We start from the raw sequence: 24,739 nt of genomic DNA on the forward strand, positions 1-24,739 counted from the left end.
CTAAGCCAGCACCGTCTTGCCGCTCTTGATCACGGTGACGCCGCGCGATTTCACCTTGGCCTCGAACGACACCACGTTGCCGTCCTTCCACAGCTCCATGGTCACGGTCTCGCCGGGAAACACCGGCGAGGAGAACCGCGCCGCGTGTTGCTTGAAGGCGGACGGATCGTAATCGGCGTAGGTCTGCAGCACGCCGCGGCAGGTGATGCCGTAAGTGCACATGCCGTGCAGGATCGGCCGCGGGAAGCCGGCCTTCTTCGCGAATTCCGGATCGGAATGCAGCGGGTTGCGATCGCCGCAGAGCCGATAGATCAGCGCCTGGTCGGGCCGCGTGGTGATGTCGACCACCTTGTCGGGCGCACGCTCCGGCACCTTGTGCGGCTCGGGCTGGCCATCGGACGGACCACCGAAGCCGCCATCGCCCCGGGCAAAGCGCGAGGCGACGAGGGTTGCGAGCTTGTCGCCCTTCTCGTCCTTGAGCACGGTCTGGTGGCGGATCACCGCGCCCTTGTCCTTGCCCTTGTCGAACACGTCGAGCACGGTCGAGTCGGCCGTGATGTGGGCTGCGGTCGCGAACGGCTTGTGGAAGGTGATGTCGCGCTCGCCGTCGACCACCATCACGCGGTTGAGGTTCATCTCGCCGGGGCCGGCGCCCCAGGCGGCGACCGAGGCGAAGGTCGGCACCACCCTGAGCGGGCGCGGCGTCAGCACGCCCTCATTGACGAAGGCGAGCTCCTTCTCGTCCATCGGATCGGCGCCGAGCCCGATGCCATAGGCGTAGAGCATCACGTCGCGATCGCTGTAGCTGTATTTCTGGCCGAGATTCTTCAGGGCCATCAGCTGTTCGTACACGATTGGCATTGTTGTTTCTCCCCGAACTCTTTTCTCGCTTTGCGCTGCCAATTGATGCGCCCTCTCCCCTTGCGGAAGAGGGCCGCACCGGCAGTCGTCACAAACTCGCTTCGGTGAGGGGTTCGCGCCGCAGAGAGACTATCGTTCGCGGAAAGAACCCCTCATCCGGCGGCCTTCAGCCGCCACCTTCTCCCACAAGGGGAGAAGGTATTTACGACGGCGTGAAGAACGGCAGCGGCGCGCCGTCGGTCGGCTTCCACACCACCTTGACCTTCTGGCCGATCTTCACCTGCTCCAGATCGCAATCGACGATATTGGTCTGCAGCGACGGGCCTTCCTTCAGCGTCACATAGGCGATCGCATACGGACCGGTCGGCGACTTCCGCATCAGGCTGTAGGTGTACACCGTGGCCTCGCCGCTCGACTCTTCCCACACCGTCTTGTCGGAGAAGCAGAACGGACAGATCGCGCGCGGGAAGTAATGCGCTTCGCCGCAGGTGGTGCAGCGCTTGATCATGAACTTGCCCGCCTTCGCCGCTTCCCAGAACGGCGCGGTCTCCGGATTGGTCACCGGGGCATTGTACTTCTTCGCTTCAGACATCACGCACGCTCCAGAATGCAGGTTGAGGCGGCGTGGCGAACGCCGAGCAGACCGCCGGTGCCGTGGGCGATCGCGAGGTCGCAGTTCTGCACCTGCACCTTCGGATGCGCCTCGCCGCGCAACTGGCGCACCGCCTCGAGGATTTTCGTCATGCCGCCGCGATTGACGGGATGGTTGCTGCACAGGCCGCCGCCATCGGTGTTGAACGGCAGCTTGCCGACGCCCGAGATCAGATTGCCGTCGGCGACGAACTTGCCACCCTCGCCCTTCTTGCAGAAGCCGAGATCCTCGAGCTGCATCAGCACCGTGATGGTGAAGCTGTCATAGATCGAGGCGTATTTGATGTCCTTCGGCGTCACGCCCGCTTCTTCAAAAGCACGTGGGCCGGACCACACGCCGGCGGAGTATGTCAGATCGAGATCCTTGCCGCCGCGCGGGCCCTTCATCGCCTCGCCATGGCCGATCAGGCGCACGAGCGGCTTCTTCAGGCTCTTGGCGATCTCCGGCGTGGTCACGATCATCGCGCCGCCGCCGTCGGTGACGACGCAGCAGTCCATCCGGTGCAGCGGGTCCGAGATCATCGGTGAGTTCAAGACGTCCTCGACTGTGACAACCTCCTTCAGCATCGCATGCGGATTGTATTGTGCGTGATGCGAGGCCGCGACCTTGATCCAGGCGAGCTGCTCGGAGGTGGTGCCGTAGTCGTGCATATGGCGCATGGCACACATGCCATAGGCATTGTGCGTGGTAGCCCCGTAAGCCAGTTCGAAATCGGCCTCGGCGCCCGAGGCGCGCGGCGGCATCGGGCCGGTGCGCGGCTTGCCTGCCAGCGTGACCAGCGCGACCGAGCACTTGCCCGCAGCGATCGCTTCGGCGGCATGGCCGAGATGGATCAGATAGGAACAGCCACCGGTCTCGGTGGAGTCGACGTGACGCAGCTTCTTGGTGTTGAGGCCGAGATAATCGACCATCGGCCACAGCCCGCCCGGCGCGTCGCCGGCGCAGAAATAGCCGTCGATGTCGTCCTTGGTGAGCCCGGCATCCTCGATCGCACCCTTGGCGACCTCGGCGTGCAGCTGTGCTGTTGATTTATCGGGTGCATGCCGGGTGGGATGCTCGTAGATCCCGGCAATGTAGGCCTTGCCCTTGATGGTCAAATCGCTCTCCGCTGGCGTTTCTCGCTCCAGCGTTTTTCTGAACCGACGGCGCGACCTTGGCAAGCGCGGAAATATTCCGTCAGGCGAGACCGTCACGCGCGGCACAATATGCGCGCCCAAGAACGGATGTCGTCCCGGCGAAAGCCGGGACCCACAACCACAGGATTGTGTGGTGGGAGTGAGCTGTGGCCCCAGCGTTGCGCTACAACGAAGTGCGGTGGTTATGGGTCCCGGCTTTCGCCGGGACGACATCGGATTTGCGACTACGCCCTACTCCGCCGCCATCTGCCGCGGCGCGGGCGGCGGGTTGGCGAGGTCGGCGGCGAGTTGCGCGTAGCGAACCTTTGCCTCCTTGATCGCCTTGTCCTTCACCGGACCGTAGCCGCGGATGCGATCGGGCAGCGACAGCAGTTCGGCTGCGATGTCGTGATTGAGCGGCGACAGCAGGCTCAACACCGTCGCGACATCCTTCTCGTAGCCCGCGATCAGGTCGCGCTCGAGCTTGCGGTCGGCATTGTAGCCGAAGATGTCGAGCGGCGTGCCGCGCAGGAAGCGGAATCGCGCCATCACCCTGAAGGCCGACATCATCCACGGCCCAAAGGCGCGCTTCTTCGGACGGCCCTGCGCATCGAGCCCGCCGCCCAGGATCGGCGGAGCGAGATTGAAGTTGAACTTGAAGTCGCCCTCGAACTGATCGCGCAGCTGCTTCTCGAAGCGGCCGTCGGTGAACAGCCGCGCCACCTCATACTCGTCCTTGTAGGCGAGCAGCTTGGCGTAGTTGATCGCGACCGCGCGCGGCAGCGCCTCGCCATAGCCGCCCTTGGTGGCGGCGTCGCGCACCTGGTCGACCAGCTTGCGGTAGCGCTTGGCCAAACGCGCGTTCTGATAGCCGGTCAGAAGCGCCATGCGATGGGTGATGATCTCGTCGAGCGACATCGCATCCAGCGACTTGACCGGGGCTGCGTCGTCATCCTGCCCCTTCATCATCGAGGCAAGCCGCGCCGGATCGGCCGCGGCCAGACGCCCGAGCTGGAAGGCCTGCGTGTTCATCTTGATCGAGACGCCGTTGACCTCGATCGCCTGCTGGATCGATTCTGCCGACAGCGGCAGCAGCCCGCGTTGATAGGCAAAGCCCATCATCATGATGTTGGTGGCAATGGAGTCGCCGAGCAGCGCCTCGGCCGGCTTGGTGAAGTCGAAGAAGGCGGAGTCCTTGCGCAGCTCGGTCTCCAGCACGCTGTTGACCTTGCGGCTCTGGAAATTGAAGTCGCGGTTGAGGATGAAATCCGCGGTCGGGATGATGTGGCTGTTGATGATGCCGACGGTGCGGCTCGGCTCGCACAGCGTGATCGTTTCCTTCGAGACCGCGACGACCTCGTCGGCCGCGAGGACGAGATCGGCCGTGCCGGTCACGATGCGCGAGCAGGTCACGTCGGCGGTGTGCTCGGAGAGCCGGACATGGCTCAACACCGCGCCGCCCTTCTGCGCGAGGCCGGACATGTCGAGGATCATCGAGGCCTTGCCTTCGATATGCGCGGCCATGCCGAGCAGCGCGCCGATCGTCAGCACGCCGGTGCCGCCGACGCCGCCGACCGCGATGTTGTAGGGCCGGTCGAGCGCGGGCTTCGAGGCCGGCTCCGGCAAGGCGCCGATATCGCCGAGCTCGGTCGGCGCGCGACGCTTGAGCGTGCCGCCGTCGACCGTGACGAAGGACGGGCAGAAGCCCTTTACGCAGGAATAGTCCTTGTTGCAGGTCGACTGGTTGATGGTGCGCTTGCGCCCCAATTCCGTCTCGAGCGGCTCGACCGAGATACAGTTCGACTGCACCGAGCAGTCGCCGCAGCCTTCACAGACGGCAGGATTGATCAGCACGCGCCGCGCCGGATCTTCCATCAGGCCGCGCTTGCGGCGACGGCGCTTTTCCGCGGCGCAGGTCTGCACGAACACGATCGCCGAGGTGCCCTTGGTGTCGCGGCACATCTTCTGGACGTTCTCGAGCTCGTCGCGATGGAACAGCTTGACGCCGGGCGCGATGCTGTCGGCCGGATAGGCGGCGGGGTTTTCCGAGACCAGATAGATCTCGCGGATGCCTTCGGCGTGGAGCTGGAAGGTGATCTGTTGCGGCGACAGGTCGCCGTCGTGGCGCTGGCCGCCGGTCATAGCGACGGCGTCGTTGTAGAGGATCTTGTAGGTGATGTTGGCCTTGGAAGCGATCGATTGACGGATCGCCAGAATGCCGGAGTGGAAATAAGTCCCGTCGCCGAGATTGGCGAAGATGTGGTTCTCGTTGGTGAACGGCGCGATGCCGACCCACGGCACGCCCTCGCCGCCCATATGGGTGAAGGTCTCGGTCGAGCGGTTCATCCACAGCGCCATGAAGTGGCAGCCGATGCCGCCGAGCGCGCGGCTACCTTCCGGTACCTTGGTCGAGGTGTTGTGCGGGCAGCCTGAGCAGAAATACGGCGTGCGGCTGACCGGTGCCGTTGCCTGCATCTGCGACGACTGGCGACCGTTGAACCAGTCGGCCTTGGCGCGCAGCATCTCGGCGATTTCAGGATTGAGATTAAGTCGAAGCAGCCGTTCGGTGAGCGAGCTTGCAAGCGAGGCCACGCTGAGCTCGGCGGCGAAGGTCAGGAAGCGCTTGTCGTGATCGTCCATCTTGCCGACGATGCGCGGACGCACGTCGTCGCGCCAGTTGAACAGCTCCTGCTTGACCTGGTTCTCGACGATCTCGCGGCGCTCCTCGACGATGAAGATTTCCTCGAGGCCGACGGCGAAGTTGCGTACGCCTTCCGGCTCCAGCGGCCAGGGCATGCCGATCTTGTAGAGGCGGATGCCGATCTTGGCGGCGATCTCCGGCGTGATGCCGAGCTCGCGCAGTGCCTGGCGGATGTCCTCGTAGCTCTTGCCCGAGGCCATGATGCCGTAGCGCGCGTTCGGCGAATCCATCGTGATGCGATTGACCTTGTTGGCGCGGGCAAAGGCGATCGCGGCAAAGCCCTTGTAGTCCTGCAGCCGGCGGTCCTGCTCGAAGCGGTCGTCGGGCCAGCGGATGTTCAGGCCGCCCGGCGGCAGCTCGAAATCGGCCGGGATGATGAACGGTGTCATCTCGTCGGTGAGGTCGATCTCGGCCGTGGTCTCGACCGTCTCGGTGATCACCTTCATGCCGACCCAGCAGCCGGAGTAGCGCGACATCGCGATACCCAAAAGGCCCATCTCGATCATTTCGTGGATGCTGGAGGGGTAGAGGTAGGGCATCAGCGCGGAGATGAAGGCGTGGTCGGACTGATGCGGGACGGTGGAGGACTTTGCGCCGTGGTCGTCGCCGGCAAGGCAGAGCACGCCGCCATTTTTGGCGGAGCCCGCCGCATTGCCGTGGCGGAAGACGTCGCCGCAGCGGTCGACGCCGGGGCCCTTGCCGTACCAAATGCCGACCGCGCCGTCATATTTGGCGCCGGGCGACAAAGCGAGCTGCTGCGAGCCCCAGATCGCGGTGGCCGCCAGGTCCTCGTTCACGCCGGGCTGAAATTTGATGTTGTACTGTTCGAGATGCTTGCGGGCGGCGAACAGCTGCTGGTCATAGCCGCCGAGGGGGGAACCGCGATAGCCGGAGATGAAGCCTGCCGTGTTGAGGCCTGCGGCGCGGTCGCGTCTGATCTGCGCCATGGGCAGGCGGACCAGCGCCTGGATGCCGGTCATGAAGACGTGACCGGTGCCCTGGGTGTATTTCTGGTCGAGGCTGATAGGCCCTTGGTTGATTCCCATTTAGCCCTCTTTGCGCTGGTCGCGACGCCTGCTTTTTAGCTAGTCATCCGAACTTGTTAGAACCAGTCTATGTCGGATATTCCGGCCCGCGCAGCACAATTCTGGGCGACCAAGCCCGTCACTCAAAAATCGCAACTTCGTGCCGGGAATATTGCAGCGCCGTTTCGGTTTCTGTCGCTGGACAGGCCCGCGGCGAAATGGCGTAACGCGTCCTGTGGACCGGAAGGTGATTGGATGCGGCGACGACATCGGACGACCGGTGCGATTCTGGCCAGTATGCTGTTGTGCAGTGCGTTCGCGGCCCGCGAATGCACGGCCGCGCCAACCGACGACGACATTGTCGCCCGCGGCAAGGCGCTCACGATTGCCGGCGACTGCGCAAGCTGCCACACCGCCGATCCGGCCAAGCCCTTCGCCGGCGGCAAGCGGATCGACACGCCATTCGGAGCGGTGTTCTCGCCGAACCTGACCCCCGATCGCGATACCGGCATCGGCGGGTGGAGCGACGACGATTTCCTGCGCGCGCTGCGGATGGGCGTCTCGCCGACCGGGGCGCATTACTACCCTGCCTTCCCCTACCCGTCTTTCACCAAGCTGATCCGCGACGACATCCTGGCGATCCGCGCCTATCTCGCGACGCTCGCGCCGGTCAGCAACAAGGCGCCGCCGCCCGAGCTGCGCTGGCCGTTGAACTACCGCGTGCTGATGCGCGGCTGGAACGCCCTGTTCTTCGCGCCGGGGATCATCCAGCCGGACCAGAGCAAGACCGCGGAATGGAATCGCGGCCGCTACCTCGTCGAGGCCCTCGCCCATTGCGGCGCCTGCCACACGCCGAAGAATGCGTTCGGCGCCGACAGACGCGACCAGGCGCTCAGTGGCAGCATCGTGCAAGGCATGTTCGCGCCGCGGCTCGACGGCGCCGCGCGCAGCGGGCTGAAATCATGGAGCGCCGGCGACATCGCCGAATATCTGCAGAGCGGCCGCAACGGGCACAGCCATGCCGGTCCGTTGATGTCCGAGGTGGTGGTCAACTCGACCTCGAAGATGAGCGACGCCGACGTGCACGCGATCGCGGTCTATCTGAAGAGCCTGCCGGCCGGCGCGCCGGAACCTGCGGTCACCCCGCCCTCACCGGCGCAGATGAGCAATGGCGAGCGGCTCTATCGCGGCGCCTGCGTCGCCTGCCATGAGCTCAATGGCTCCGGCGCGCCACGGATCTATCCGCCGCTGCCCGGCAATACCAATTTGCAATCGGCTAATCCTGCGAGCACGCTGCGCATCATCCTCGACGGCGCGCAGACCTTGACCACGCCGCGCGCACCCAACGCAGGCTCGATGCCGGCCTATCCAAAACTCACCGACCAGGAGGTCGCCGACGTCGCAACCTACATCCGAAATTCCTGGGGCAATGCGGCGCCGGCCGTGACGGCGGACGAGGTCGCCAAGGCGCGGACAGCGAAATAAGGGCGCTGACGGCGAAATAGCTGATCAGCGATCCTCGCCGCTGAAGACGAATTTCGGCATCTCCCATTTGTAGCGGATCGCCAACATCCGGAACGTCAGGCCGAGCACGAAGGTCAGCCCGGTCCAGAGCCAGTCGTTGAGCTGCAGCCCGAAGGCGGTCGCATAGAATAGCCCCGTCACCACCGAGACGCTGGCGTAGAGCTCGCTGCGAAACAGGAGCGGCACATCATTGCAGAGGATGTCGCGCAGCACGCCGCCGGCGCAGCCGGTGATCATGCCGGAGACGATCACGATCGGCAGCGAGGCGTCGACCTGCCAGGCCACGTCGCAGCCGGCCATGGTAAACACCACAAGCCCGATCGCATCGAGCACCAGGAATGCGAGATTGAGCCTGTGCACCAGCCGCGCCAGCAGGATGGTGGCGAAGGCGCCGGCCGCCGCGATCGCAAGGTAGATCGGATGCGCGACCCAGAGCAGCGGATAGTGCCCGAGCAGCACGTCGCGGATGGTGCCGCCACCGAGCGCGGTGATCGCTCCCAGCATGCAGACGCCGGCCCAATCCATGCTGCGCCTGCCGGCCGCCAGCGCCGCCGTCATCGATTGCGCCGCAACGGCAATGAACGAGAGCACGTGCAGCACCGAATCGGTGGGCGGCATGGTCCACATTGAAAAGGCCTCATGGAACAGGTTCGGAACCTAGAGCCTATCCCGTTCCGATTGAACAGGAACGGGGGCTCTAGATTCTTGTTTTGACGCGTTTTCTTCACGCGAACCGGTATCCACTTCGCGCGAAAACACTCCAGGGAATCGTCGGTTCCCGCATGAACAGGTTGCAACATTGGCGCGGAACATCCTCACGCGCCAGCGATTGTCTCCTGCGTTTAGCCTACGCGCTTAGCCTTGACGCTTAGCCTTGGGGGGCTAACGGAGGAACTTTGAAATGACTTACAACCCTGACGATCCGTATCGCGCCAACCTGACCGATGACGAAATCCGCCGTCAGGCGCGCTTCAACAGCCTGGACAACGAGCTGCAGCCGGATCCGGAACTCCAGGAGGGACCGGCGAGCAGCACCAAGGTCGCGATGTTCGCAGTTGCGGTGGCCGTGGTGCTCGGCGCACTGTTCTACGGGTTGAACAACACCTCGGTGCACGAGGCCGGCACGACGCCGTCGACACAGACCGCGCAGACTCAGCCGGTCAACCCGGCCGCGCCGCCCCCGGGCATGCGCGACGTGACGCCGAAGCCGAACAGCCAGCCCGGCGTGACCACGGGCGCGGCGCCGGCCAACCCGGCGAGCCCGCCGTCTGACATGAACAAGTCGGACATGAACAAGCCGGCGGCTCCGCCGGCCGAGAATGCCAAGTAACGCGTGATGACACTGACCAGGCGCGAGCGGCGGGCCCCAACGGCCCGCCGCTTTTTTTCGCGCGAAGTCTACTTGAACATCTTGTTGAGCTCGCCACCGGGATAGCCGTTAGCAAATTCGGTGAAGGCGCCCTTCTCGGCCATTTCCTTGGCCGCCTTCATGACGCCAGTCCAGGCCATCCGTGCCAGCGCCCCGCCGACGCTGATCCGCCGCACGCCGAGGTCGCCGACCGCTTGCAGCGTCAGCTCGGACGCGCCGCCGATCAGGAGATTGACCGGTTTCGGCGCCACCGCCTTCACGACCGCAGAGATTTCCTCTCTGGTCGAGATGCCCGGCGAATACAGCACATCCGCCCCGGCTTCCGAATAGGCCTGCAGCCGCTCGATCACCAGATTGAGGTCCTTCTTGCCCCACAGGAACGCCTCGCAGCGGCCGGTGAGCAGCACGCCGCTGTTGTCGGCATCGATGGCCTTGCGCGCCGCCCTGATGCGCTCGACCGCGAGCTTGTGCTCGAACAGCGGGTTGGCGGCATCGCCGGTCGAGTCCTCGATCGAGAGCCCGGCAACGCCGGTCTTGACGCCGCGCGCGACATTGACCGCGACCTTGTCGGGCTCGACCGCGAAGCCACCCTCGAAATCGGCGTTGACGGGAATATCGACCGCCGCGCAGATCGCAGTCAGGTGATCGCAGACATCGTCGACGGTGACGCGGTTGTCGGCTTTGGCGATGGTCCAGGCAAAGCCCGCACTGGTCGAGGCCAGTGCCTTGAAGCCGAGATGTTGCAAGGCGCGGGCGCTGCCGACGTCGAACGGGTTCGGAATGATGAAGCACCCGCTCTCGTGCAGCTTCTTGAAGGCGGCTCGTGTGTCAGCAGTTGGCAGTGGCATTGGTCGCTCCCTAGATTCATTGGCCGCGCAGAGATAGGCACGCGCATATGCGAGCGCTAGAGCTTTGCTTCGTGCACCGCACGGCTGTCCTTCGGTGCCTGATCGCGTTCATTCAAGCCGTAGTCGCGCATCACGCTCGCGACCCGCAGCCGGTAATTCTCGAAGATCCGCGCGCGGCCCTTGGCCTGCGTGCGGCGGTGCTCGATCGTGTTGCGCCAGGCTTCTACCGCGGCCTCGTCGCGGAAGAATGACAGCGACACGAACTTGCCCTTCTCGGTGAGGCTCTCGTACCGCTCGACCGAGATGAAGCCGTCGATCTCCTGCAGGATCGGCTTCAGCTCGGCGGCAAGGTCGAAATAGAGATCCCGGTGCTCAGCCTTCGGCCAGACTTCGAAGATCACGGCAATCATGGGCGCCTCCGCGCATTGTTGTTGTGGAACGACTATAGCTCGACCTTGCGCAGAAATGTCCGCTCCTCGGCAAGAATGAAGCGGTTTTGTTCCGCGAAGTTGAAGTTCGCCACGCCTTCGCCGTCCTGCCGCAGGCGCGCGCGATAGGCCTCGTAGGCGGCAAGGCTCTCGAACGAGATCAGCGCGAAGGCGATGTTGTTGGTGCCCTCGTGCGGCATCCAGTAGCCGAGCAGATCGCCGCCGCAGCGCGGGATGATCGAGAGCCAGTTCCGCGAATACTCCTCGAACATCGCGCGCTTGAACGGATCGAGCTGGTAGCGGATGAAGACGGTGACGGTCATTTGGGCCTCCTGGTGTTTCGTCATTGCGGGCGACGGGCACGATGGACACTACCGCCTTGCCCGACCGCGATGCTTCGGCTATCATCGAACTATGAAAGCAGGACCCGACATCTCCCGGATCGCCGCCCTGGTCGGCGACCCCGCACGCTGCAACATGCTGACCGCGCTGATGACCGGCCGCGCGCTGACCGCGAGCGAGCTGGCGCAGGAGGCCGGCATCACGCCACAAACGGCGAGCTCGCATCTCGCCAAGCTCGAGGCCGGCGGGCTGATCGAGCCCGAGAAGCAAGGCCGCCACCGCTACTACCGGCTCTCCGACCCCGACGTCGCCGATGTGCTCGAGGGCCTGCAGGGCATCGCCGCCCGCGCCGGCCATATGCGCGTGCGCACCGGCCCGAAGGATCCGGCGCTGCGCCGCGCCCGCATCTGCTACGACCATCTCGCCGGCGATCTCGGCGTGCAGATGCTCGACAGCATGCGGCGGCAGAAGCTGGTGCGCCAGAGCAAGCAGGCGATCGAGCTCACCGGCGAAGGCAAACGCTTCATGGCCGAGGAGCTGCAGATCGACGCCGATGCGCTGACGCATCCGCGCCGCCCGGTGTGCAAGGCCTGCCTCGACTGGAGTGAGCGGCGCCACCATCTCGCCGGCACGCTGGGCGCCGCGATGATGGACCGCTTCACCGAATTGAAATGGGCCGCGCGCGATACCGCACCGGGCAGCCGCGTGGTCAATTTTTCGCGAAACGGCGAGAAGCGGTTCGCTGCGCTGTTCGGCGCGGGCGAATAGCATCGCGCATTCAAGTCGCGGTCGTTCGCGAACGCTTGCTCGTGCTTGCATCGCTCGCCGATACGTCTTCGCGCACGCCGCTGCGCGCTCCGTTCTGCTCGCGATTGCGAAATGTTTCAAATTGATGCTGGGCTCATTCGCTTGCGACGCACTGACGCAGCTGTGAGCTGCAGCATTCATGTCGCATTCAGCCCGCAGCACTAAGGTCGGCGACATCGGGCACGGCTTCTGCAATGATCCGGCCGGGCGAATCGGTAATCTAAAGTTTGTTGCGGTGCCGCAGCGCGGCCGAATTAAAAGGAGAAGACATGAAGTATCTTTTTGCAGCAGCAGTTTTGGTGACGACAGCGGCCGGCATCAGTGCCGCTGACGCGGCCGGCGGTTGCGGCCCCGGCTGGCATCGCGGTCCCTATGGCGGCTGCGTCAGGAACCGTGGCCCCGTCGTCGTCGCACCCGGCCCGGTCGTTGTTGAGCGCCCCGTCGTCGTCGCACCCGGCGCGGTCGTGGTGGCGCCGCGCGTTCGCGCTTGCCCGTACGGTTTCGCCTGGCGCTACGGCCGTTGCCGCCCGATCTGATCGCGGCGCACCTGCATAAACAAAACCCCGCCTTGCGCGGGGTTTTTCTTTTTTTGAGGCGGCGCCGATATCACCAGTGGCGCCAGTGATGATGACGCCAGTGATGCCTGCGCCAATGGCGGTGGCGCCAGCCCCAATGCCGGTGGTGCCAGCGCCGATGATGCCAGCCGCGGTGGCCGTGATGCCAGTGCACCTGCTCGGGCTTCAGGCGACCGACCTCGTCACTGGTGGTGACGGCCGGATGCGCATCGTTGCCGGCCGGCGCGCGGGCGTCCTGATTGAGTGGAAGCAGCGCGAGCGGCGCCGCCTGGACGGTTGCTGCAAGAGTCGCCACGCCGGCGGCGACACCGAAGGCCATCTTCAGAAAATCCCGACGTTCCATCAGAGTTCCCTTTGTTGCTGAGTTGGATCGCCAGTTTTTTCGCCGCGACCTGAACGCTCGCTGAACCGCACATTCACGTTCGAGGGAGTTCGACGCCGCGCAGCCGCGTCCGCATTGGCATGACGTCACACAACCATCACGACGACGCCTCGCGTTCTACCCGTCATGCCGATTCCGACCGTTCCACGCGCGGCCGAACCGAACTAGCATCGCGCATCACAAGAACATCTCCGGGAGGCCGCGATGAAATCAGGACAACCGATCAAGGATGCCAGCCACCTCTACGACGTCGAGCGCCGCGCCCAGCACGCCGCGCGCCCCGGCTTCCGCATCATGGAGTTGCAGCTCTCGCCGACCCAGAAAGTGCCGTGGCACACCCACAGCAACATCTCCGACACGTTCTACGTGCTGGAAGGTCAGATGCGATTGTTCCTGCAGGAGCCGAAGGAGGAAGTACACCTGAAGCCCGGCGAGATCTACGCCGTGCGGCCCACCCGCCCTCACCTCGTCACCAACGCCGGCACGACGTCGCTGACGTTCTTGGTTTTGCAAGGTGTCGGCGAATACGATTACGTGCCGCTGGCAGCGAAGTAAGGGTGCGCTCCTCCCGCTGTCGTCCCGGCGAAGGCCGGGGCCCATACGCCGCAGCAGGAGTTGTGTGGGGACTCGTCGTTCCGGAGTCGCGCGGTAAGCGGCATTTGTGGTTATGGGTCCCGGCCTTCGCCGGGACGACACTGAATATGTGGCGAGATCTGTAAGTCATAAATCCGCGTTCTCGCGGCATCGTCCGAGCTTTGTGACAAGCCAAATCAGCCACGCGGCCATCCCGATGGCACGACCCAGACCAGCCCGCGCCACGGCTCGCCGCGCAATGTCAATGTCGTGAAGTCACGCCCGGGATCGCGCCGCAGATTGAGCCGCGCCATCACGGCCTTCGAGCGCACGTTGTCCAGGCTGGTGTATGACACGATCTCGCGCAGCCCGGCGTTATCGATTGCGTGCCGCAGCGCCGCGCTGGCGCTCTCGGTCGCGTAGCCGTGGCCCCAGGCCTTGCGCGTGAAACGCCAGCCGATCTCGAAATGAGCGCCGAGCGGATGATCGTTCGCCAGCCGCGGCATCACGCCGGCATAGCCGAGCAATGCGCCGCCGACATCCTCAACGGCCCATCGGGAAATGCCGTGGTCGCGCTGCGCGGCAGCGTATCGCTCGAATTTTGTCTCGCTCTCCGCCCGACCGATCGGTCCGCCATAGTCAGCCATGACGTCGGGATCGGCATGCATCGCCGCGAACGCGTCGCGGTGGCGGTCGTTCCATCTGTGAAGTCGAAGGCGCGGCGTTTCGATCATGTGCGTGCCCTCGCCCGCCCAGCCCATCACATCAGCTTCAGCGGCGCATCATGAACCAGCCGAAGATCGATGTTGCCGATCAGTCGCGCACGGCGCGCCTCGGCGGTGCTGATGGCGGCTTCGGTCTGCCGCAACGTGCTGACATTCGATCCAAGCGACACGATTCCGCCGAGCACCAGCGCGATCGATCCGAGGGCCGCGGTCTCACCGGAACTGAACAGGCCGAGCAGCGCAGCAAGCAGCAATGCGAACCCGCCCGCGATCGCGATCTTCGAGCCGAGAATGATCCGCTGGGACCGTTCGGCGCTCTCGGCAAGCTCCTCGATCTGCGCCTCGATCTGGGAAATCTCGTCGGTCGGCTCGTCGTCGGTCATCAGGTTCGAACCTGTAGGGCGGGTCAGGCATAGCCGTAACCTGCTGCATTCGTCATCACAAGATGGTAGAGGCCCCGCTAGGCCGTCCTACGCGGTCGCCTTTGTCGCGAGTATCCACCCAGACAGCCCATACGAAGACGAAAGCTCGAACCCCCTAACTCCTTTAGCGCCGAGTATCGCGCTCGCCGAATCGAGATCACAGGCCCACGGTCCCGGCGCTCCGGACGTGCTGTAAGACTCTCGGATATCCGCGCGATGATCGAGCAGAACCTTGTCGATCGAAGTCTCTGTCAGTGAAAAGATGATGTTGCCAAATGCATCGTCGCGGAAATCGTAGCCTTCTACCCCCTCAAAGACGACGACACAGTCGGAAGCCGGGTCCGGCGCCGGATGAGGCCTGGTGTCACGCCGAGCACGGAGCGTGATGCGGCGCGACTCACAATGAACTTCATATGAGATCAGAAAACAGTCATGGAGCGACGGTAGCATGACCTACTTCTAGCCTGGCTTCGTAGAGGTTAGGCGCTGCCGTAACCCGCCGTGGATCGCGAAGGAAGATGGTGGGTTACGGCTTCGCCTAACCCACCCTACGCTCCCATCACAGCGGCAGATTGTCGTGCTTCTTCGCCGGGATCTCGACCTTCTTATCCCTGAGCATCGCGAGAGCCCGCGCGATCCGCCGCCGGGTTGAATGCGGCATGATGACGTCGTCGATGTAACCGCGCTCGGCGGCGATGAAGGGCGACAGGAAGCGGTCTTCGTATTCCTTGGTGCGCGCGGTGATCTTGTCGGGGTCGCCGATGTCACTGCGGAAGATGATCTCCACCGCGCCCTTGGCACCCATCACGGCGATCTGCGCGGTGGGCCAGGCGTAGTTCATGTCGGCGCCGATTTCCTTCGAGGCCATCACGTCGAAGGCGCCGCCATAGGCCTTGCGGGTGATGATGGTGACGAGCGGCACCGTGCACTGCGAATACGCGAACAGCAGCTTGGCGCCGTGCTTGATCAGGCCGCCATATTCCTGCGCGGTGCCCGGCAGGAAGCCCGGCACGTCGACGAAAGTGACGATCGGGATGTTGAAGGCATCACAGAAGCGCACGAAGCGCGCCGCCTTGCGCGAGGCATCACTGTCGAGCACGCCGGCCAGCACCATCGGCTGGTTGGCGACGAAGCCCACCGTGCGGCCGGCGATGCGGCCGAAGCCGGTGACGATGTTCTTCGCAAAGGTCTCCGAGATTTCGAAGAAGTCGCCCTCGTCGACGACCTTGAGGATCAGCTCCTTCATGTCGTAGGGCTTGTTCGGATTGTCGGGGATCAGCGTATCGAGCGACATGTCGACCCGGCCGATATCGTCGAAGCTCGGCCATTCCGGCACGCCGTCGGTGTTGTTGGACGGCAGGAAGTCGATCAGCCGGCGCATCTGCAACAGCGCATCGACATCATTCTCGAACGCGCCGTCCGCGATCGAGGAGCGCGTCGCGTGCACCGAGGCGCCGCCGAGTTCTTCCGCCGTCACCACCTCGTTGGTGACGGTCTTCACCACGTCGGGGCCGGTGACGAACATGTAGCTGGTGTTCTTCACCATGAAGATGAAGTCTGTCATCGCGGGCGAATAGACGTCGCCGCCGGCGCAGGGGCCCATGATGACGGAGATCTGCGGGATCACGCCCGAGGCCTGCACGTTGCGGCGGAACACGTAGGAATAACCCGCGAGCGCAGCGACGCCCTCCTGGATGCGCGCGCCGCCGGCGTCATAGAGGCCGATGATCGGCGCCCTCGCCTTCATCGCCATGTCCTGAAGTTTTGTGATCTTCAGGGCATGGGTTTCCGACAGCGAGCCGCCGAAAACGGTAAAGTCCTTGGCAAAGACAAAAGTCTTGCGGCCGTTGACCGTGCCCCAGCCAGTGACGACGCCGTCGCCGGGGATCTTGTTCTTCTCCATGCCGAACTCGATCGAGCGGTGCTCGACGAACATGTCGAATTCCTCGAACGAGCCCTTGTCCAGCAGCAGCTCGATCCGCTCGCGGGCGGTGAGCTTGCCGCGGGCGTGCTGCGCCTCGATGCGCTTTTCGCCGCCGCCCAGCTTGGCGCCGGCGCGCCGCTCTTCGAGGGTGTCGAGGATGTCTTTCATTTGTTTCCGCCCGTGTTAGCTACAGTCCGCGTCCCGGCGCGGGCCGGGGCCCGCTTCGTTCGGAATGGCTTTAGCACGGCCATTTCGGAACCGGAAAGGCGCTTGTGACCGGGTTCGGGCGCAAAAACGGTAGGATTTTCCGACATCTGGGGAGACAGCGATGACTGATACGACCACGGCCGAGACCGGCGCCGCCACCGGCGGGGTGCGCACCCTGCTCCGGCTGGAGGGGCTGGTGCTGTTCGTCGGGATGACCCTGCTCTACTACAAGTGGGAGGGCTCGTGGCTGATCTACGTCCTGCTGTTCCTGATGCCGGACATCAGCTTTGCCGCCTACCTGATCAGCCCGCGGGCCGGCGCCATCGCCTACAACGCCGCTCACACCTATCTGGCGCCAGTGGCGCTGATGACGCTGGGTTTTGCCGGCGAAGGACCGCTGGTGCTCTCGATCGCGATGATCTGGCTTGCCCATATCGGGATCGACCGCGCGCTCGGCTACGGGCTGAAATACCCAAGAGGATTCGGCTACACCCATCTCGGGCGAATCGGCAAAGCGCAGGAGCTGGCTTAGCGCCCGCCCTCTTTCTCTATCGCGTCATGCCCGGCCTTGCGCCGGGCATGCTGTCTTCACTTCTATCGGAGAGGGCCGACGTGGTCAGGCGAACCGGCGCGCGAACACCACGCAGACGACGACCAGCATGGTCGCAGCGATCATCGACCAGGCGACCGGCTCATGCAGCAACAGCCCGGCCAGCGCGAGGCCGAAGAACGGCTGCAACAGCTGCAACTGGCCGACGCTGGCGATGCCGCCGAGCGCAAGGCCGCGATACCAGAACACGAAGCCGACCAGCATGCTGAAAATAGAGACGTAGGCGAGCCCGAGCCAGGCCGGCGCGCCGATGCCCTGCCAGCTCGGCGGCAGCGTCACGATCGTCATCACGAGCACCACCGGCGCCGAGAGCACCAGCGCCCAGGAGATCACCTGCCAGCCGCCGAGCCGGCGCGACAGCGCAGCACCCTCCGCATAGCCGAGGCCACAGACGATGATGGCGGCGACCATCAGCAAGTCGCCGGTCAGCGATGCCGATCCGTCGCCCGACAGAGCGAAGGCGCCGACCGTCGCGCTGCCGATGCAGGAGAACAGCCAGAACAGCGGCTTCGGCCGCTCGCCGCCGCGCAGCACGCCGAACACGGCGGTCGACAGCGGCAGCAGCCCGATGAACACGATCGAATGCGCCGAGGTGATGTGCTGCAGCGCCAGCGCGGTCAACAGCGGAAAGCCGATCACGACGCCGAGGGCTACGATGGTCAGCGACGCCAGGTCCCTGCGCTGCGGCCAGGGCTGCCGCAGTACCGCCAACAGGGCCGCGCCGAGCAGCGCCGCGATGGCCGCGCGTGCCGATGTCAGGAACAGTGGCGAGAATCCGGCAACCGCGACGCGGGTGGCCGGCAGCGAGCCGCTGAAGATGATCACGCCTAGCAGGCCGCTGCCCCAGCCTTCGAGCGACCCGCCGCTCGCCTCACCCGTCCAGGACTTCCTCGGCAATGTCTTCGAATCGCTCATCGCACACCTCGACTTTCGCAGGCGAGGATAGCGGCGGCGGACTGGCCAAGGCAGCTACGGATCAGTACAATACCGCCAAACTGTATGGGTAGAGGTAGGCATACACTTTAAAGGGCAAACACTTGCGGCAGCCATCCAATCACCGCGCCGCTTTGGCGCCGAAGGCGACCCGGACCACCGACGTGATGAACGCGATCCGCGCCAGGATCGCGAGCCGCGCGCTCGCCGCCGACGACCGCCTGCCCTCGATCCGCAGCTTTGCCGCGACCATGGGCGTCTCGCCCTCGACCGTGGTTGAGGCCTATGACCGGCTCGCCGCCGAGGGCCTGATCCGGGCGCGGCCGGGCTCGGGCTTCTATGTCTCGTCCGCGGCGCTGCCGCCGCTGGCGCTCACAAAGGACCAGCCGCAGCACGACCGCGCCGTCGATCCGTTCTGGGTGTCGCGGCAATCGCTCGACGCCGCGAGCGGCGCGCTGAAGCCGGGCTGCGGCTGGCTGCCCGCCGACTGGATGCCGACCGAGGCGCTGCGGCGCGCGTTCCGCGGCCTGGCGCGGGCCGAGGACGCCGTGCTCGCCGATTACGGTGCGACGCGCGGCTCGCTGGCGCTCCGCCGCATGCTGATGGCGCGGTTCGCCGACGAAGGTCTCGAAGTGTCGCCCGAGCAGGTGCTGCTCACGATGTCCGGCACCCAGGCGATCGACCTGATCTGCCGCTTCCTGCTGCGGCCCGGCGACACGGTGCTGGTCGACGATCCCTGCTATTTCAATTTTCGGGCGCTGCTGCGCGCCCATCAGGTCAAGCTGGTCAGCGTGCCCTACACGCCATCGGGCCCCGACGTCGCAAGTTTCGAGGCGGTGCTCGAAGCCGAGCGGCCGCGGCTCTACATCACGGTCTCCGGATTGCACAATCCGACCGGCGCGACGATGTCGCCGCAGACCGCGCACCGCGTGCTGAATGCCGCGGCGGCCTATGACCTGACGATCGTCGAGGACGACATCTTCGCGGATTTCGAGCCGGAGCCATCGGCGCGGCTCGCGGCACTCGACGGGCTGAACCGCGTGATCCGGATCGGCAGCTTCTCCAAGACGCTGTCGGCGTCGCTGCGCTGCGGCTTCATCGCAGCGCGCGCCGACTGGATCGAGCAGCTGGTCGATCTGCAGGTCGCGACCGGGTTCGGCGGCCCCTGCGCGGTCGCGACCGAAATCATCGCGAGCGTGCTGGCGACCGGCTTCTACCGCAAGCATGTCGAGGAGCTGCGCCGGCGGCTGGCGCGCGCCCGCCGCGACGTCGGCGACAAGCTGCAGCGCATCGGCATCGAGCCGTGGCTGATGCCGCGCGGCGGCTTCCAGCTCTGGTGCCGCCTGCCCGACGGCTGCGATTCCGCCGACGTGGCGCGCGCGGCGCTCGCCGACAACATCGTGCTGGCGCCGGGCAACGTGTTCAGCACCACGCAATCGGCCACCGGCTTCATGCGCTTCAACGTCGCGCAATGCCGCGACCCGAAACTGATGCCGGCGTTGCAGCGGGCGATCGGGCGCTAGCGCATGGATGAGGTCAGGACCGCGACGGCGCTGTGCTCCCTCGCCCCGTTCTTACGGGGGGAGGGTTGGGGTGAGGGGCTATCTCCGCGTGAACGGTGATAGTTGTGTTTGCGGAGACTCCCCCTCACCCGGATCGCATCTGGCGATGCGATCCGACCTCTCCCCGCACGCGGGGCGAGGTGAAGCGACTGCAGCGGCAGCGCCTTACTTCTCGCCGACCTTGAACGGCTCCTCCTTGCCCGGCGGCACCGTCTCCTCCGCCATTGCCAGCAGCATTGCGACCATCACGTAATTGCCGGCGAGCGCGGTGAGATCGACGATCTGCTGATCGTTAAAGATTGCCTTGGCCCGCGCATAGGTCTCGTCGGAGACCTTCTTGGTCATGGTCAGCTCGGTGACGAAATCGTACACCACGGCCTCATCGTCGGCCATCTTCGACGGACGGTTGCCGGTCTTCAGCTCGGCGATGACATCGGCCGACAAGCCGGCCTTGGCCGCGAGCGGCGCATGTGCGAACCACTCGACCTGCGAGCGCCACTGCCGGCCGATGATCAGGATCGCGAACTCGTTCAGCCTGGTCGGCACCGAGGTCTGCCAGCGCAGATAATAGAACAGATCGTAGAGCCGCTGGCCGAGCACCGGGCTGCGGATGATCGGATTGTAGGGCCCGCCGATGCCGACGCTCGACACCTTCATGATCGCCTCGCCGAGCGGCCTTTGCAGGTCGCTGAGCTGATCCATGGTGAGCTGCGGAAAGCGCGGCTCCTTGCTGGTGGCCGGCGCCGAGAACATTGTGGCCGCGAGCCAGCCGCCGGCCGCGGCCAGCGTGAGCGACGAGAGCCAGACGGATCCTGATTGCATGATTTCCTCCGATTCTGCTTTTATCGGAGGATGCTAGTCGAGCCGCGCGGTACTCACCAGCCGCGGCGCACGCAGATCAGATCGTCACAGCGCGACGATATCGGTGAGGCATTGCTGCGTGACGCTCATCCGCGCATCGATCTGCGCCTGGGTCTTGCAGTCCATGTTCATCGCGAACACGGTGATGTCGCTGCCCTTCTCGGCCCAGCCGACCAGCCAGCCGAGCGAGCCGTGCTCCTTGTCGGTCAATCCGGTCTTGGCGTGAATGGCGGCGTCGCCGACTTTGGTGACGGGCAGGATGTCGCACACCAGCTGCTGGCTGCGCTTGCCGACCGGCAGCACGCCGCGGCGCAGCCGGTCGAGGAAATCGATCTGCTGCACCGGATCGATGCGCAGATTGCCCGTCACCCAGAACTGGTCGATGCCGCCGCCCATGTCGCGGTTGCCATAGTCGATGACGTCGAGATATTTCTGCATCCGCTCCGCGCCGATCCGGCGCGCGATCTCCTGGAACACCGGGAAGGCCGACACCGCGAGCGCGGAGCGCAGCGTGTGATCCTTGTTCCAGGCCTCGATGCTGCGCGTTGTGCCGTCCCACTTGAAGACGTCTTTGTCCGGATCCTGCACCACGCCGGTCTCGAGCGCGATCAGCGCATTCGGGATCTTGAAAGTCGAAGCCGGCAATTTGCCCTCGCCGGAACGAACCTTGTCGCTCGCGATGATTAGATAGTCGTCGATCTTGTAGCCGACGAAGGTGCCCTCGGTGCCGAGATCGAAGAACCGCTTTTGCAGATCCTCGCGAAACTCGCTGCGCTGGTAGGACACGTTGGCGAAGCTGCGCGACGGCGAAATGGCTGCGGCGGCGAACAGACCGAGCGCATAGCGGCGATGGATCACAAGAGGACCTGATCTGGTTCGGGTTGACGACGATGCTGATGCCATCGTGGTGAAAGGATGGCAATGAGTCTCGCTTGCTTGAAGCACTTTCTTCACGCGAACCTGTGCCCACTTCGCTTGAAAACGCTATGCTTAGCGCGCCCTGCCCGACAGCCGCAGCACGAACACCAGCACCTCGGCGACGGCCTTGTAGAGCTCGGCCGGGATCTCGTCGCCGAGTTCGACATTGGAGAGCGCGCCGGCCAAGACCTCGTTCTCCTCAATCGGGATGTCGTTGGCCTTGGCGACCTCGATGATCTTGGCGCCGATCGCGCCCTTGCCTTTCGCGACCACGCGCGGCGCGCCGGCGTGGTCGTAATGCAGTGCGACCGCGAGCTGGTTCTGCGCCTCGCTCATGACGCGCGATCCAGGAAATGGCCGGCGCGCGCCAGCGCAGGCTGCGGCGGGCTGCCGTCGCGGATCTCGATATCGCCGGGCGTAAGCTCCGCCCTGGTCAGCGCCTGACTCAGCTCGGAGGCGCCGGCGCGCAATTGCGCGGCGGTCGAGGGACGCTCGGCCCACATCCGCACCGAGGTGCGCTCGCCGTTCAGCGAGACCAGCGCGTGCACCGGCCCGGCCGGCTCGACGTCGAGCGTGAAGCGCGCCCGCCACACCCGCTTGGCGGCTTCGACCTCGTTGCCGCCGCCGTCGCGGGCAATCTCGAACTGCGCCATCGCCGTGCCCTGCTGGGTCAGGAACGGGATCTCGAAATTCCAGCGCGGCACCATGGCGTCGAGCTGCGGACGCGTGCTGTCGCCACGGTCCGGCAGCGATGCGATCTGCAGCAGGGTCTGCCGCGCCAATGCCGCGTCGGTGTTTTCCAAGAGGCGATGCGCGGCGGTCGAAAGCGGCGTGCCAGGGGCAACCGAAGGCTCCGCAACGGCCTGCGCCGACGGCAGCGCGCCGTGAAACGGCGGTGGCGGCGTGCTGCCGCGTGCGGGCACATCGCCGGGCAGCATCTCCCGCGGCGCGGCGCCCTGCCGTGCCGGGTTGCCGAGTTCGTGCAGCGCTTCCTGAATGAGATTGAGCGCGCCGCCCGCAGACGGGCCGGCATCGAGCGCATCCGCTAGAGCGCCTGCAAGGTGGGTGGCGCCGCGGGTGAGATCCTCGGCAACCGGCACGCGCGCCTGCGGCAGCAAAATCTCCTGAACCTCGAGCTCGGGCGTGCCTGGCGGCACAATGCTCGGCGCCGTGCCGGCATTAGCGAGCGCCGGCTGCTGCAGCGGCGTGGACGCAGGCCTTGTGGCATCGCCGGCGCCGAGCGAGGTCAGCGCCTGGCGCAACACGATCAGCGCGGCCTTCAGATCGGGCACGCTGCCGCCCGCAGGTGCTACGCCCGCGGCGAGCGTCGCCTCCAGCAGCAGGCCGGATCTCTGGAAGCCGGCCTTGACGGCATCGCCGCTCAAATTCTCGTTGAGGCCGGTCTGCTGCGCCAGCACCTGCGCGATCGCGGCCTGCAGCTTCGGCGGCAGATTGGCCGCAGCGACCGCCGCAAGGTTGGCAAACAGCGGCGCCTGGCTGCCCTGGACGGCGGCCGCATGCTGCGCCGTCGCGGTGATGGTGATGCGCTCGAGCGGCGTCAACACTGCCTTCGGCGCCGTGGCGACGGGTTGCGGAGCAGCGGTGACGTTGGCCGCTGCCGGCGACAATTGCACGGCATCGCCCGTGTCAGCCCCCGGCCCGACCAGTTGCAGGCGGATGCCGTCGCTGGTCTGCGATACCGCAAGCTGCAGGTTCTGGCCCTGTTGCAGCGGCACCTCGGTCTGGACGTCGATCGACAGGCTCGCGATCGCGATCCGCACCAGGTCGGCGGACAACACCTTAAGCACCTGCGCATTGACGACGCTGCCGGCCTCCAGCGTGAGGTCGGGCGCAACGCTGTCCGCCTCTTTCGAAGCGAGCACCGGCAGCACGGGATTGACGGCGATAGCCATGTCGGAGGTCTCGGCCAGGCGGCAGGGTCAAACCGCAGGCTAGCCCGGCGCCGTAAACCCCTCGTTAACCGGCAGCCGACCTGAACTCCCTCAGGACGCTGGCGGCGGCCTTGAAATCGACCTGGCGGGCGGCGCGGCGCGCGGCGACCTCCTCGTCGACGCCCCATTTCTCGATGTTCCAGTCCTCGTCGACATGGGCGGCGGCCCAGACCTGGTCCTCGTCGCGGACACCATGCGCCAGCGCCAGAGCCAGCAGCGCCGAGCCGGTCAGCGTCGTCACCACATGGAGCGCCGCGACCGACCAGGGGTCGGTCGGGAACGCCGCGCGCGCCGCCTTGATCGCGGGCTCGGGCTGGCCGACATGCATGACCCCTTCAGCCATCACGAAATGGGCGCCGAGCGCATCGGCGGCCCAGAACAGGATCGGGTCCCAATGCCGGGCCTCGCGCGCCACCAGCGTCTCGGGATGGCCGGCGCGATAGCACAGCAGGTCGCTGCCGAGGAATTTTGCCGCATCGTCGGCGACCTCGTCGACGCGATCGATCACCCCCTCGATCACGCTGTTGGCGAGGCGCGTCAGCGGCATGGTCATGGGATCGATGGTCTCGCCCTGCGCATTCCATTCCGCCGCGACCGCATCCGCAATGGCGCGGGTCGGCACCACGACCGGCTTGCCGGAGGGCGAGCGGATCTGCTTGCCGTCGAGCGTGACCGAAAATCCACCATCGGCCTCGGCCACGCCGGCGCTGGTGTAAAAGCGCTTGCGCTGCGGCGTGCGGATGTGGCGCCGCACCGCTTCCTGCGGATCGAGCGGGGATTGTTCTGGAACGTCGTCGAAGAGTTCGCGCATCGCGCCGGCCGGCTTTCGTTTGGGAGGATTTCCCTGCAAGATACGTCAGCGGCAACGGCAAATAAAGCTGATGGAACGCGCCCAGATCCTTGCGGGTTTTCTGCTGGTTGCGGTCGCCTTCGGGGCCGCCCGCGCCGACGCCGGGTTCCGTTCGCCGGAATCGCTGATCCGCAACGTCTACGCCTACTATGGAAGAGGCAGCCCGGCGTTTTCGAATGGCCTGCCGCGCGACGACGAAACGGCCCGGCAATTCTTCGATTCCAGCCTGCGCGGCGCCTGGACGGCGCTGCACGACGCACCGTACGATTTCCTGGTGCAGAGCCCGACCTGGCGGCTCGGCCCGATCTCGATCGCGATTCCGCGCCGGCAGTTCGACAAGACGGATGTGACGGTCACGTTCGACAATGAGGGCCGCGCGGTCACGCTCACCTTCATCGCCGTCAACGGTCCCGACGGCTGGGTGATCTCGGACGTCGAGAGCCAGCACGATTCATTGCGGATGTTTCTCGTACAGTTCAGGCGGTAACCCACGACGATCCTCATATCGAGGCCTGCATCGCGATCCGAAAGGAGCCTTCGGTTTGCTTTGCTGTAAAGCTGACGGGCGTCATC

Annotated in this window: 26 protein-coding genes; 8 read left to right on the plus strand and 18 right to left on the minus strand. The window is 65.4% G+C overall.

Annotation, left to right across the window (positions count from 1 at the left end):
- The 4 genes from ACE103_RS24505 to ACE103_RS24520 all read right to left on the minus strand — a co-directional run bounded on the left by ACE103_RS24505 (position 1) and on the right by ACE103_RS24520 (position 6,375).
- The gene (locus tag ACE103_RS24505; protein ID WP_097675119.1) at positions 1-861 is read right to left on the minus strand and encodes a MaoC family dehydratase; all 861 of its coding nucleotides are present in this window, start codon (positions 859-861) and stop codon (positions 1-3) included.
- A gap of 202 nt (positions 862-1,063) precedes the next feature.
- Positions 1,064-1,453 carry a Zn-ribbon domain-containing OB-fold protein gene (locus ACE103_RS24510; RefSeq protein WP_375775206.1) on the minus strand — a complete coding sequence of 130 codons (390 nt, stop codon included), beginning with the start codon at positions 1,451-1,453 and terminating at the stop codon, positions 1,064-1,066.
- Positions 1,453-2,610: a thiolase domain-containing protein gene (locus tag ACE103_RS24515; RefSeq protein WP_050405615.1), complete on the minus strand. Its 1,158-nt coding sequence runs from the start codon at positions 2,608-2,610 to the stop codon at positions 1,453-1,455. The genes ACE103_RS24510 and ACE103_RS24515 overlap by 1 nt, the downstream gene beginning before the upstream one ends.
- 270 nt (positions 2,611-2,880) lie before the next feature.
- The gene (locus ACE103_RS24520; protein WP_375775207.1) at positions 2,881-6,375 is read right to left on the minus strand and encodes an indolepyruvate ferredoxin oxidoreductase family protein; all 3,495 of its coding nucleotides are present in this window, start codon (positions 6,373-6,375) and stop codon (positions 2,881-2,883) included.
- 276 nt (positions 6,376-6,651) lie between these two features.
- On the opposite strand from ACE103_RS24520, the gene ACE103_RS24525 reads away from it, so the two are divergent.
- On the plus strand, positions 6,652-7,839 hold the full coding sequence (locus ACE103_RS24525) for a c-type cytochrome (RefSeq protein ID WP_375775208.1): 1,188 nt from the start codon (positions 6,652-6,654) through the stop codon (positions 7,837-7,839).
- A 24-nt stretch (positions 7,840-7,863) separates the two neighbouring features.
- On the opposite strand, the gene ACE103_RS24530 is transcribed toward ACE103_RS24525, so the two are convergent.
- A complete protein-coding gene (locus tag ACE103_RS24530) occupies positions 7,864-8,505 on the minus strand; it encodes a trimeric intracellular cation channel family protein (protein WP_223967390.1) in 642 nt (213 codons plus the stop codon).
- Positions 8,506-8,779: 274 nt separating this feature from the next.
- On the opposite strand from ACE103_RS24530, the gene ACE103_RS24535 reads away from it, so the two are divergent.
- Positions 8,780-9,208: a hypothetical protein gene (locus ACE103_RS24535; RefSeq protein ID WP_223967389.1), complete on the plus strand. Its 429-nt coding sequence runs from the start codon at positions 8,780-8,782 to the stop codon at positions 9,206-9,208.
- Between the two features lie 68 nt (positions 9,209-9,276).
- On the opposite strand, the gene ACE103_RS24540 is transcribed toward ACE103_RS24535, so the two are convergent.
- From ACE103_RS24540 to ACE103_RS24550, 3 genes are read right to left on the minus strand one after another with little or no spacing between them, the layout of a single operon-like run.
- Positions 9,277-10,095: an oxaloacetate decarboxylase gene (locus ACE103_RS24540; protein WP_375775209.1), complete on the minus strand. Its 819-nt coding sequence runs from the start codon at positions 10,093-10,095 to the stop codon at positions 9,277-9,279.
- A gap of 56 nt (positions 10,096-10,151) precedes the next feature.
- Positions 10,152-10,505, minus strand: coding sequence for an antibiotic biosynthesis monooxygenase family protein (locus tag ACE103_RS24545; protein WP_375775210.1), 354 nt, complete (start codon positions 10,503-10,505; stop codon positions 10,152-10,154).
- A gap of 32 nt (positions 10,506-10,537) precedes the next feature.
- Positions 10,538-10,846 carry an NIPSNAP family protein gene (locus tag ACE103_RS24550; protein WP_223967386.1) on the minus strand — a complete coding sequence of 103 codons (309 nt, stop codon included), beginning with the start codon at positions 10,844-10,846 and terminating at the stop codon, positions 10,538-10,540.
- A gap of 91 nt (positions 10,847-10,937) precedes the next feature.
- Between ACE103_RS24550 and ACE103_RS24555 the strand changes: the two genes are divergently transcribed.
- Both ACE103_RS24555 and ACE103_RS24560 read left to right on the plus strand, forming a co-directional pair.
- A complete protein-coding gene (locus ACE103_RS24555) occupies positions 10,938-11,633 on the plus strand; it encodes an ArsR/SmtB family transcription factor (protein WP_375775211.1) in 696 nt (231 codons plus the stop codon).
- A 308-nt stretch (positions 11,634-11,941) separates the two neighbouring features.
- Positions 11,942-12,208: a GCG_CRPN prefix-to-repeats domain-containing protein gene (locus ACE103_RS24560; protein WP_375775212.1), complete on the plus strand. Its 267-nt coding sequence runs from the start codon at positions 11,942-11,944 to the stop codon at positions 12,206-12,208.
- Positions 12,209-12,278: 70 nt separating this feature from the next.
- On the opposite strand, the gene ACE103_RS24565 is transcribed toward ACE103_RS24560, so the two are convergent.
- Positions 12,279-12,590, minus strand: a complete 312-nt coding sequence (locus tag ACE103_RS24565; RefSeq protein WP_375775213.1) for a twin-arginine translocation signal domain-containing protein — start codon at positions 12,588-12,590, stop codon at positions 12,279-12,281.
- Positions 12,591-12,833: 243 nt separating this feature from the next.
- Between ACE103_RS24565 and ACE103_RS24570 the strand changes: the two genes are divergently transcribed.
- A complete protein-coding gene (locus ACE103_RS24570) occupies positions 12,834-13,184 on the plus strand; it encodes a cupin domain-containing protein (RefSeq protein WP_375775214.1) in 351 nt (116 codons plus the stop codon).
- 215 nt (positions 13,185-13,399) lie between these two features.
- Here ACE103_RS24570 and ACE103_RS24575 read toward each other — a convergent pair whose 3' ends face one another.
- The 3 genes from ACE103_RS24575 to ACE103_RS24585 all read right to left on the minus strand — a co-directional run bounded on the left by ACE103_RS24575 (position 13,400) and on the right by ACE103_RS24585 (position 16,441).
- Positions 13,400-13,936, minus strand: coding sequence for a GNAT family N-acetyltransferase (locus ACE103_RS24575; protein ID WP_375775215.1), 537 nt, complete (start codon positions 13,934-13,936; stop codon positions 13,400-13,402).
- Positions 13,937-13,962: 26 nt separating this feature from the next.
- Entirely contained in the window at positions 13,963-14,310 is a 348-nt protein-coding gene (locus ACE103_RS24580; RefSeq protein ID WP_223967382.1) for a hypothetical protein, read from the minus strand.
- 598 nt (positions 14,311-14,908) lie between these two features.
- Positions 14,909-16,441, minus strand: a complete 1,533-nt coding sequence (locus tag ACE103_RS24585; protein ID WP_375775216.1) for an acyl-CoA carboxylase subunit beta — start codon at positions 16,439-16,441, stop codon at positions 14,909-14,911.
- Between the two features lie 160 nt (positions 16,442-16,601).
- Here ACE103_RS24585 and ACE103_RS24590 point away from each other — a divergent pair, with 160 nt between their 5' ends.
- A complete protein-coding gene (locus tag ACE103_RS24590; protein WP_375775217.1) occupies positions 16,602-17,012 on the plus strand; it encodes a DUF4260 domain-containing protein in 411 nt (136 codons plus the stop codon).
- A gap of 84 nt (positions 17,013-17,096) precedes the next feature.
- Here the strand turns inward: ACE103_RS24590 and ACE103_RS24595 are convergent, their stop codons facing one another.
- Complete coding sequence (locus ACE103_RS24595; protein WP_375775218.1) at positions 17,097-18,005, minus strand: DMT family transporter; 909 nt, start codon at positions 18,003-18,005, stop codon at positions 17,097-17,099.
- A gap of 185 nt (positions 18,006-18,190) precedes the next feature.
- Between ACE103_RS24595 and ACE103_RS24600 the strand changes: the two genes are divergently transcribed.
- The gene (locus ACE103_RS24600) at positions 18,191-19,546 is read left to right on the plus strand and encodes a PLP-dependent aminotransferase family protein (RefSeq protein WP_375781175.1); all 1,356 of its coding nucleotides are present in this window, start codon (positions 18,191-18,193) and stop codon (positions 19,544-19,546) included.
- A gap of 204 nt (positions 19,547-19,750) precedes the next feature.
- Here ACE103_RS24600 and ACE103_RS24605 read toward each other — a convergent pair whose 3' ends face one another.
- The 5 genes from ACE103_RS24605 to ACE103_RS24625 form a co-directional block, all read right to left on the minus strand.
- Positions 19,751-20,407 carry a carboxymuconolactone decarboxylase family protein gene (locus ACE103_RS24605; RefSeq protein WP_375775219.1) on the minus strand — a complete coding sequence of 219 codons (657 nt, stop codon included), beginning with the start codon at positions 20,405-20,407 and terminating at the stop codon, positions 19,751-19,753.
- Between the two features lie 84 nt (positions 20,408-20,491).
- Positions 20,492-21,304 (minus strand): class D beta-lactamase, encoded by an 813-nt coding sequence (gene blaOXA, locus ACE103_RS24610; protein WP_375775220.1) that lies wholly within the window; start codon positions 21,302-21,304, stop codon positions 20,492-20,494.
- Between the two features lie 132 nt (positions 21,305-21,436).
- On the minus strand, positions 21,437-21,700 hold the full coding sequence (locus ACE103_RS24615; protein WP_050625765.1) for an EscU/YscU/HrcU family type III secretion system export apparatus switch protein: 264 nt from the start codon (positions 21,698-21,700) through the stop codon (positions 21,437-21,439).
- Positions 21,697-23,277 carry a flagellar hook-length control protein FliK gene (locus tag ACE103_RS24620; RefSeq protein WP_375775221.1) on the minus strand — a complete coding sequence of 527 codons (1,581 nt, stop codon included), beginning with the start codon at positions 23,275-23,277 and terminating at the stop codon, positions 21,697-21,699. The genes ACE103_RS24615 and ACE103_RS24620 overlap by 4 nt, the downstream gene beginning before the upstream one ends.
- A 64-nt stretch (positions 23,278-23,341) precedes the next feature.
- A complete protein-coding gene (locus tag ACE103_RS24625; RefSeq protein WP_375775222.1) occupies positions 23,342-24,127 on the minus strand; it encodes an ATP12 family chaperone protein in 786 nt (261 codons plus the stop codon).
- Between the two features lie 70 nt (positions 24,128-24,197).
- On the opposite strand from ACE103_RS24625, the gene ACE103_RS24630 reads away from it, so the two are divergent.
- Positions 24,198-24,653 carry a hypothetical protein gene (locus tag ACE103_RS24630; protein WP_375775223.1) on the plus strand — a complete coding sequence of 152 codons (456 nt, stop codon included), beginning with the start codon at positions 24,198-24,200 and terminating at the stop codon, positions 24,651-24,653.
- The last annotated feature ends 86 nt before the right edge of the window (positions 24,654-24,739 follow it).

The sequence above is a fragment of the Bradyrhizobium sp. ma5 genome, from assembly GCF_042258955.1.
GTDB lineage: Bacteria > Pseudomonadota > Alphaproteobacteria > Rhizobiales > Xanthobacteraceae > Bradyrhizobium.

Bases quoted from the DNA above. Each gene is read 5' to 3' on its own strand.
- ACE103_RS24505 (WP_097675119.1), bottom strand. From the start codon at position 861: ATGCCAATCGTGTACGAACAGCTGATGGCCCTGAAGAATCTCGGCCAG.
- ACE103_RS24510 (WP_375775206.1), bottom strand. From the start codon at position 1,453: ATGTCTGAAGCGAAGAAGTACAATGCCCCGGTGACCAATCCGGAGACC.
- ACE103_RS24520 (WP_375775207.1), bottom strand. From the start codon at position 6,375: ATGGGAATCAACCAAGGGCCTATCAGCCTCGACCAGAAATACACCCAG.
- ACE103_RS24525 (WP_375775208.1), top strand. From the start codon at position 6,652: ATGCTGTTGTGCAGTGCGTTCGCGGCCCGCGAATGCACGGCCGCGCCA.
- ACE103_RS24530 (WP_223967390.1), bottom strand. From the start codon at position 8,505: ATGTGGACCATGCCGCCCACCGATTCGGTGCTGCACGTGCTCTCGTTC.
- ACE103_RS24535 (WP_223967389.1), top strand. From the start codon at position 8,780: ATGACTTACAACCCTGACGATCCGTATCGCGCCAACCTGACCGATGAC.
- ACE103_RS24540 (WP_375775209.1), bottom strand. From the start codon at position 10,095: ATGCCACTGCCAACTGCTGACACACGAGCCGCCTTCAAGAAGCTGCAC.
- ACE103_RS24545 (WP_375775210.1), bottom strand. From the start codon at position 10,505: ATGATTGCCGTGATCTTCGAAGTCTGGCCGAAGGCTGAGCACCGGGAT.
- ACE103_RS24550 (WP_223967386.1), bottom strand. From the start codon at position 10,846: ATGACCGTCACCGTCTTCATCCGCTACCAGCTCGATCCGTTCAAGCGC.
- ACE103_RS24555 (WP_375775211.1), top strand. From the start codon at position 10,938: ATGAAAGCAGGACCCGACATCTCCCGGATCGCCGCCCTGGTCGGCGAC.
- ACE103_RS24560 (WP_375775212.1), top strand. From the start codon at position 11,942: ATGAAGTATCTTTTTGCAGCAGCAGTTTTGGTGACGACAGCGGCCGGC.
- ACE103_RS24565 (WP_375775213.1), bottom strand. From the start codon at position 12,590: ATGGAACGTCGGGATTTTCTGAAGATGGCCTTCGGTGTCGCCGCCGGC.
- ACE103_RS24570 (WP_375775214.1), top strand. From the start codon at position 12,834: ATGAAATCAGGACAACCGATCAAGGATGCCAGCCACCTCTACGACGTC.
- ACE103_RS24575 (WP_375775215.1), bottom strand. From the start codon at position 13,936: ATGATCGAAACGCCGCGCCTTCGACTTCACAGATGGAACGACCGCCAC.
- ACE103_RS24580 (WP_223967382.1), bottom strand. From the start codon at position 14,310: ATGACCGACGACGAGCCGACCGACGAGATTTCCCAGATCGAGGCGCAG.
- ACE103_RS24585 (WP_375775216.1), bottom strand. From the start codon at position 16,441: ATGAAAGACATCCTCGACACCCTCGAAGAGCGGCGCGCCGGCGCCAAG.
- ACE103_RS24590 (WP_375775217.1), top strand. From the start codon at position 16,602: ATGACTGATACGACCACGGCCGAGACCGGCGCCGCCACCGGCGGGGTG.
- ACE103_RS24595 (WP_375775218.1), bottom strand. From the start codon at position 18,005: ATGAGCGATTCGAAGACATTGCCGAGGAAGTCCTGGACGGGTGAGGCG.
- ACE103_RS24600 (WP_375781175.1), top strand. From the start codon at position 18,191: ATGAACGCGATCCGCGCCAGGATCGCGAGCCGCGCGCTCGCCGCCGAC.
- ACE103_RS24605 (WP_375775219.1), bottom strand. From the start codon at position 20,407: ATGCAATCAGGATCCGTCTGGCTCTCGTCGCTCACGCTGGCCGCGGCC.
- ACE103_RS24615 (WP_050625765.1), bottom strand. From the start codon at position 21,700: ATGAGCGAGGCGCAGAACCAGCTCGCGGTCGCACTGCATTACGACCAC.
- ACE103_RS24620 (WP_375775221.1), bottom strand. From the start codon at position 23,277: ATGGCTATCGCCGTCAATCCCGTGCTGCCGGTGCTCGCTTCGAAAGAG.
- ACE103_RS24625 (WP_375775222.1), bottom strand. From the start codon at position 24,127: ATGCGCGAACTCTTCGACGACGTTCCAGAACAATCCCCGCTCGATCCG.
- ACE103_RS24630 (WP_375775223.1), top strand. From the start codon at position 24,198: ATGGAACGCGCCCAGATCCTTGCGGGTTTTCTGCTGGTTGCGGTCGCC.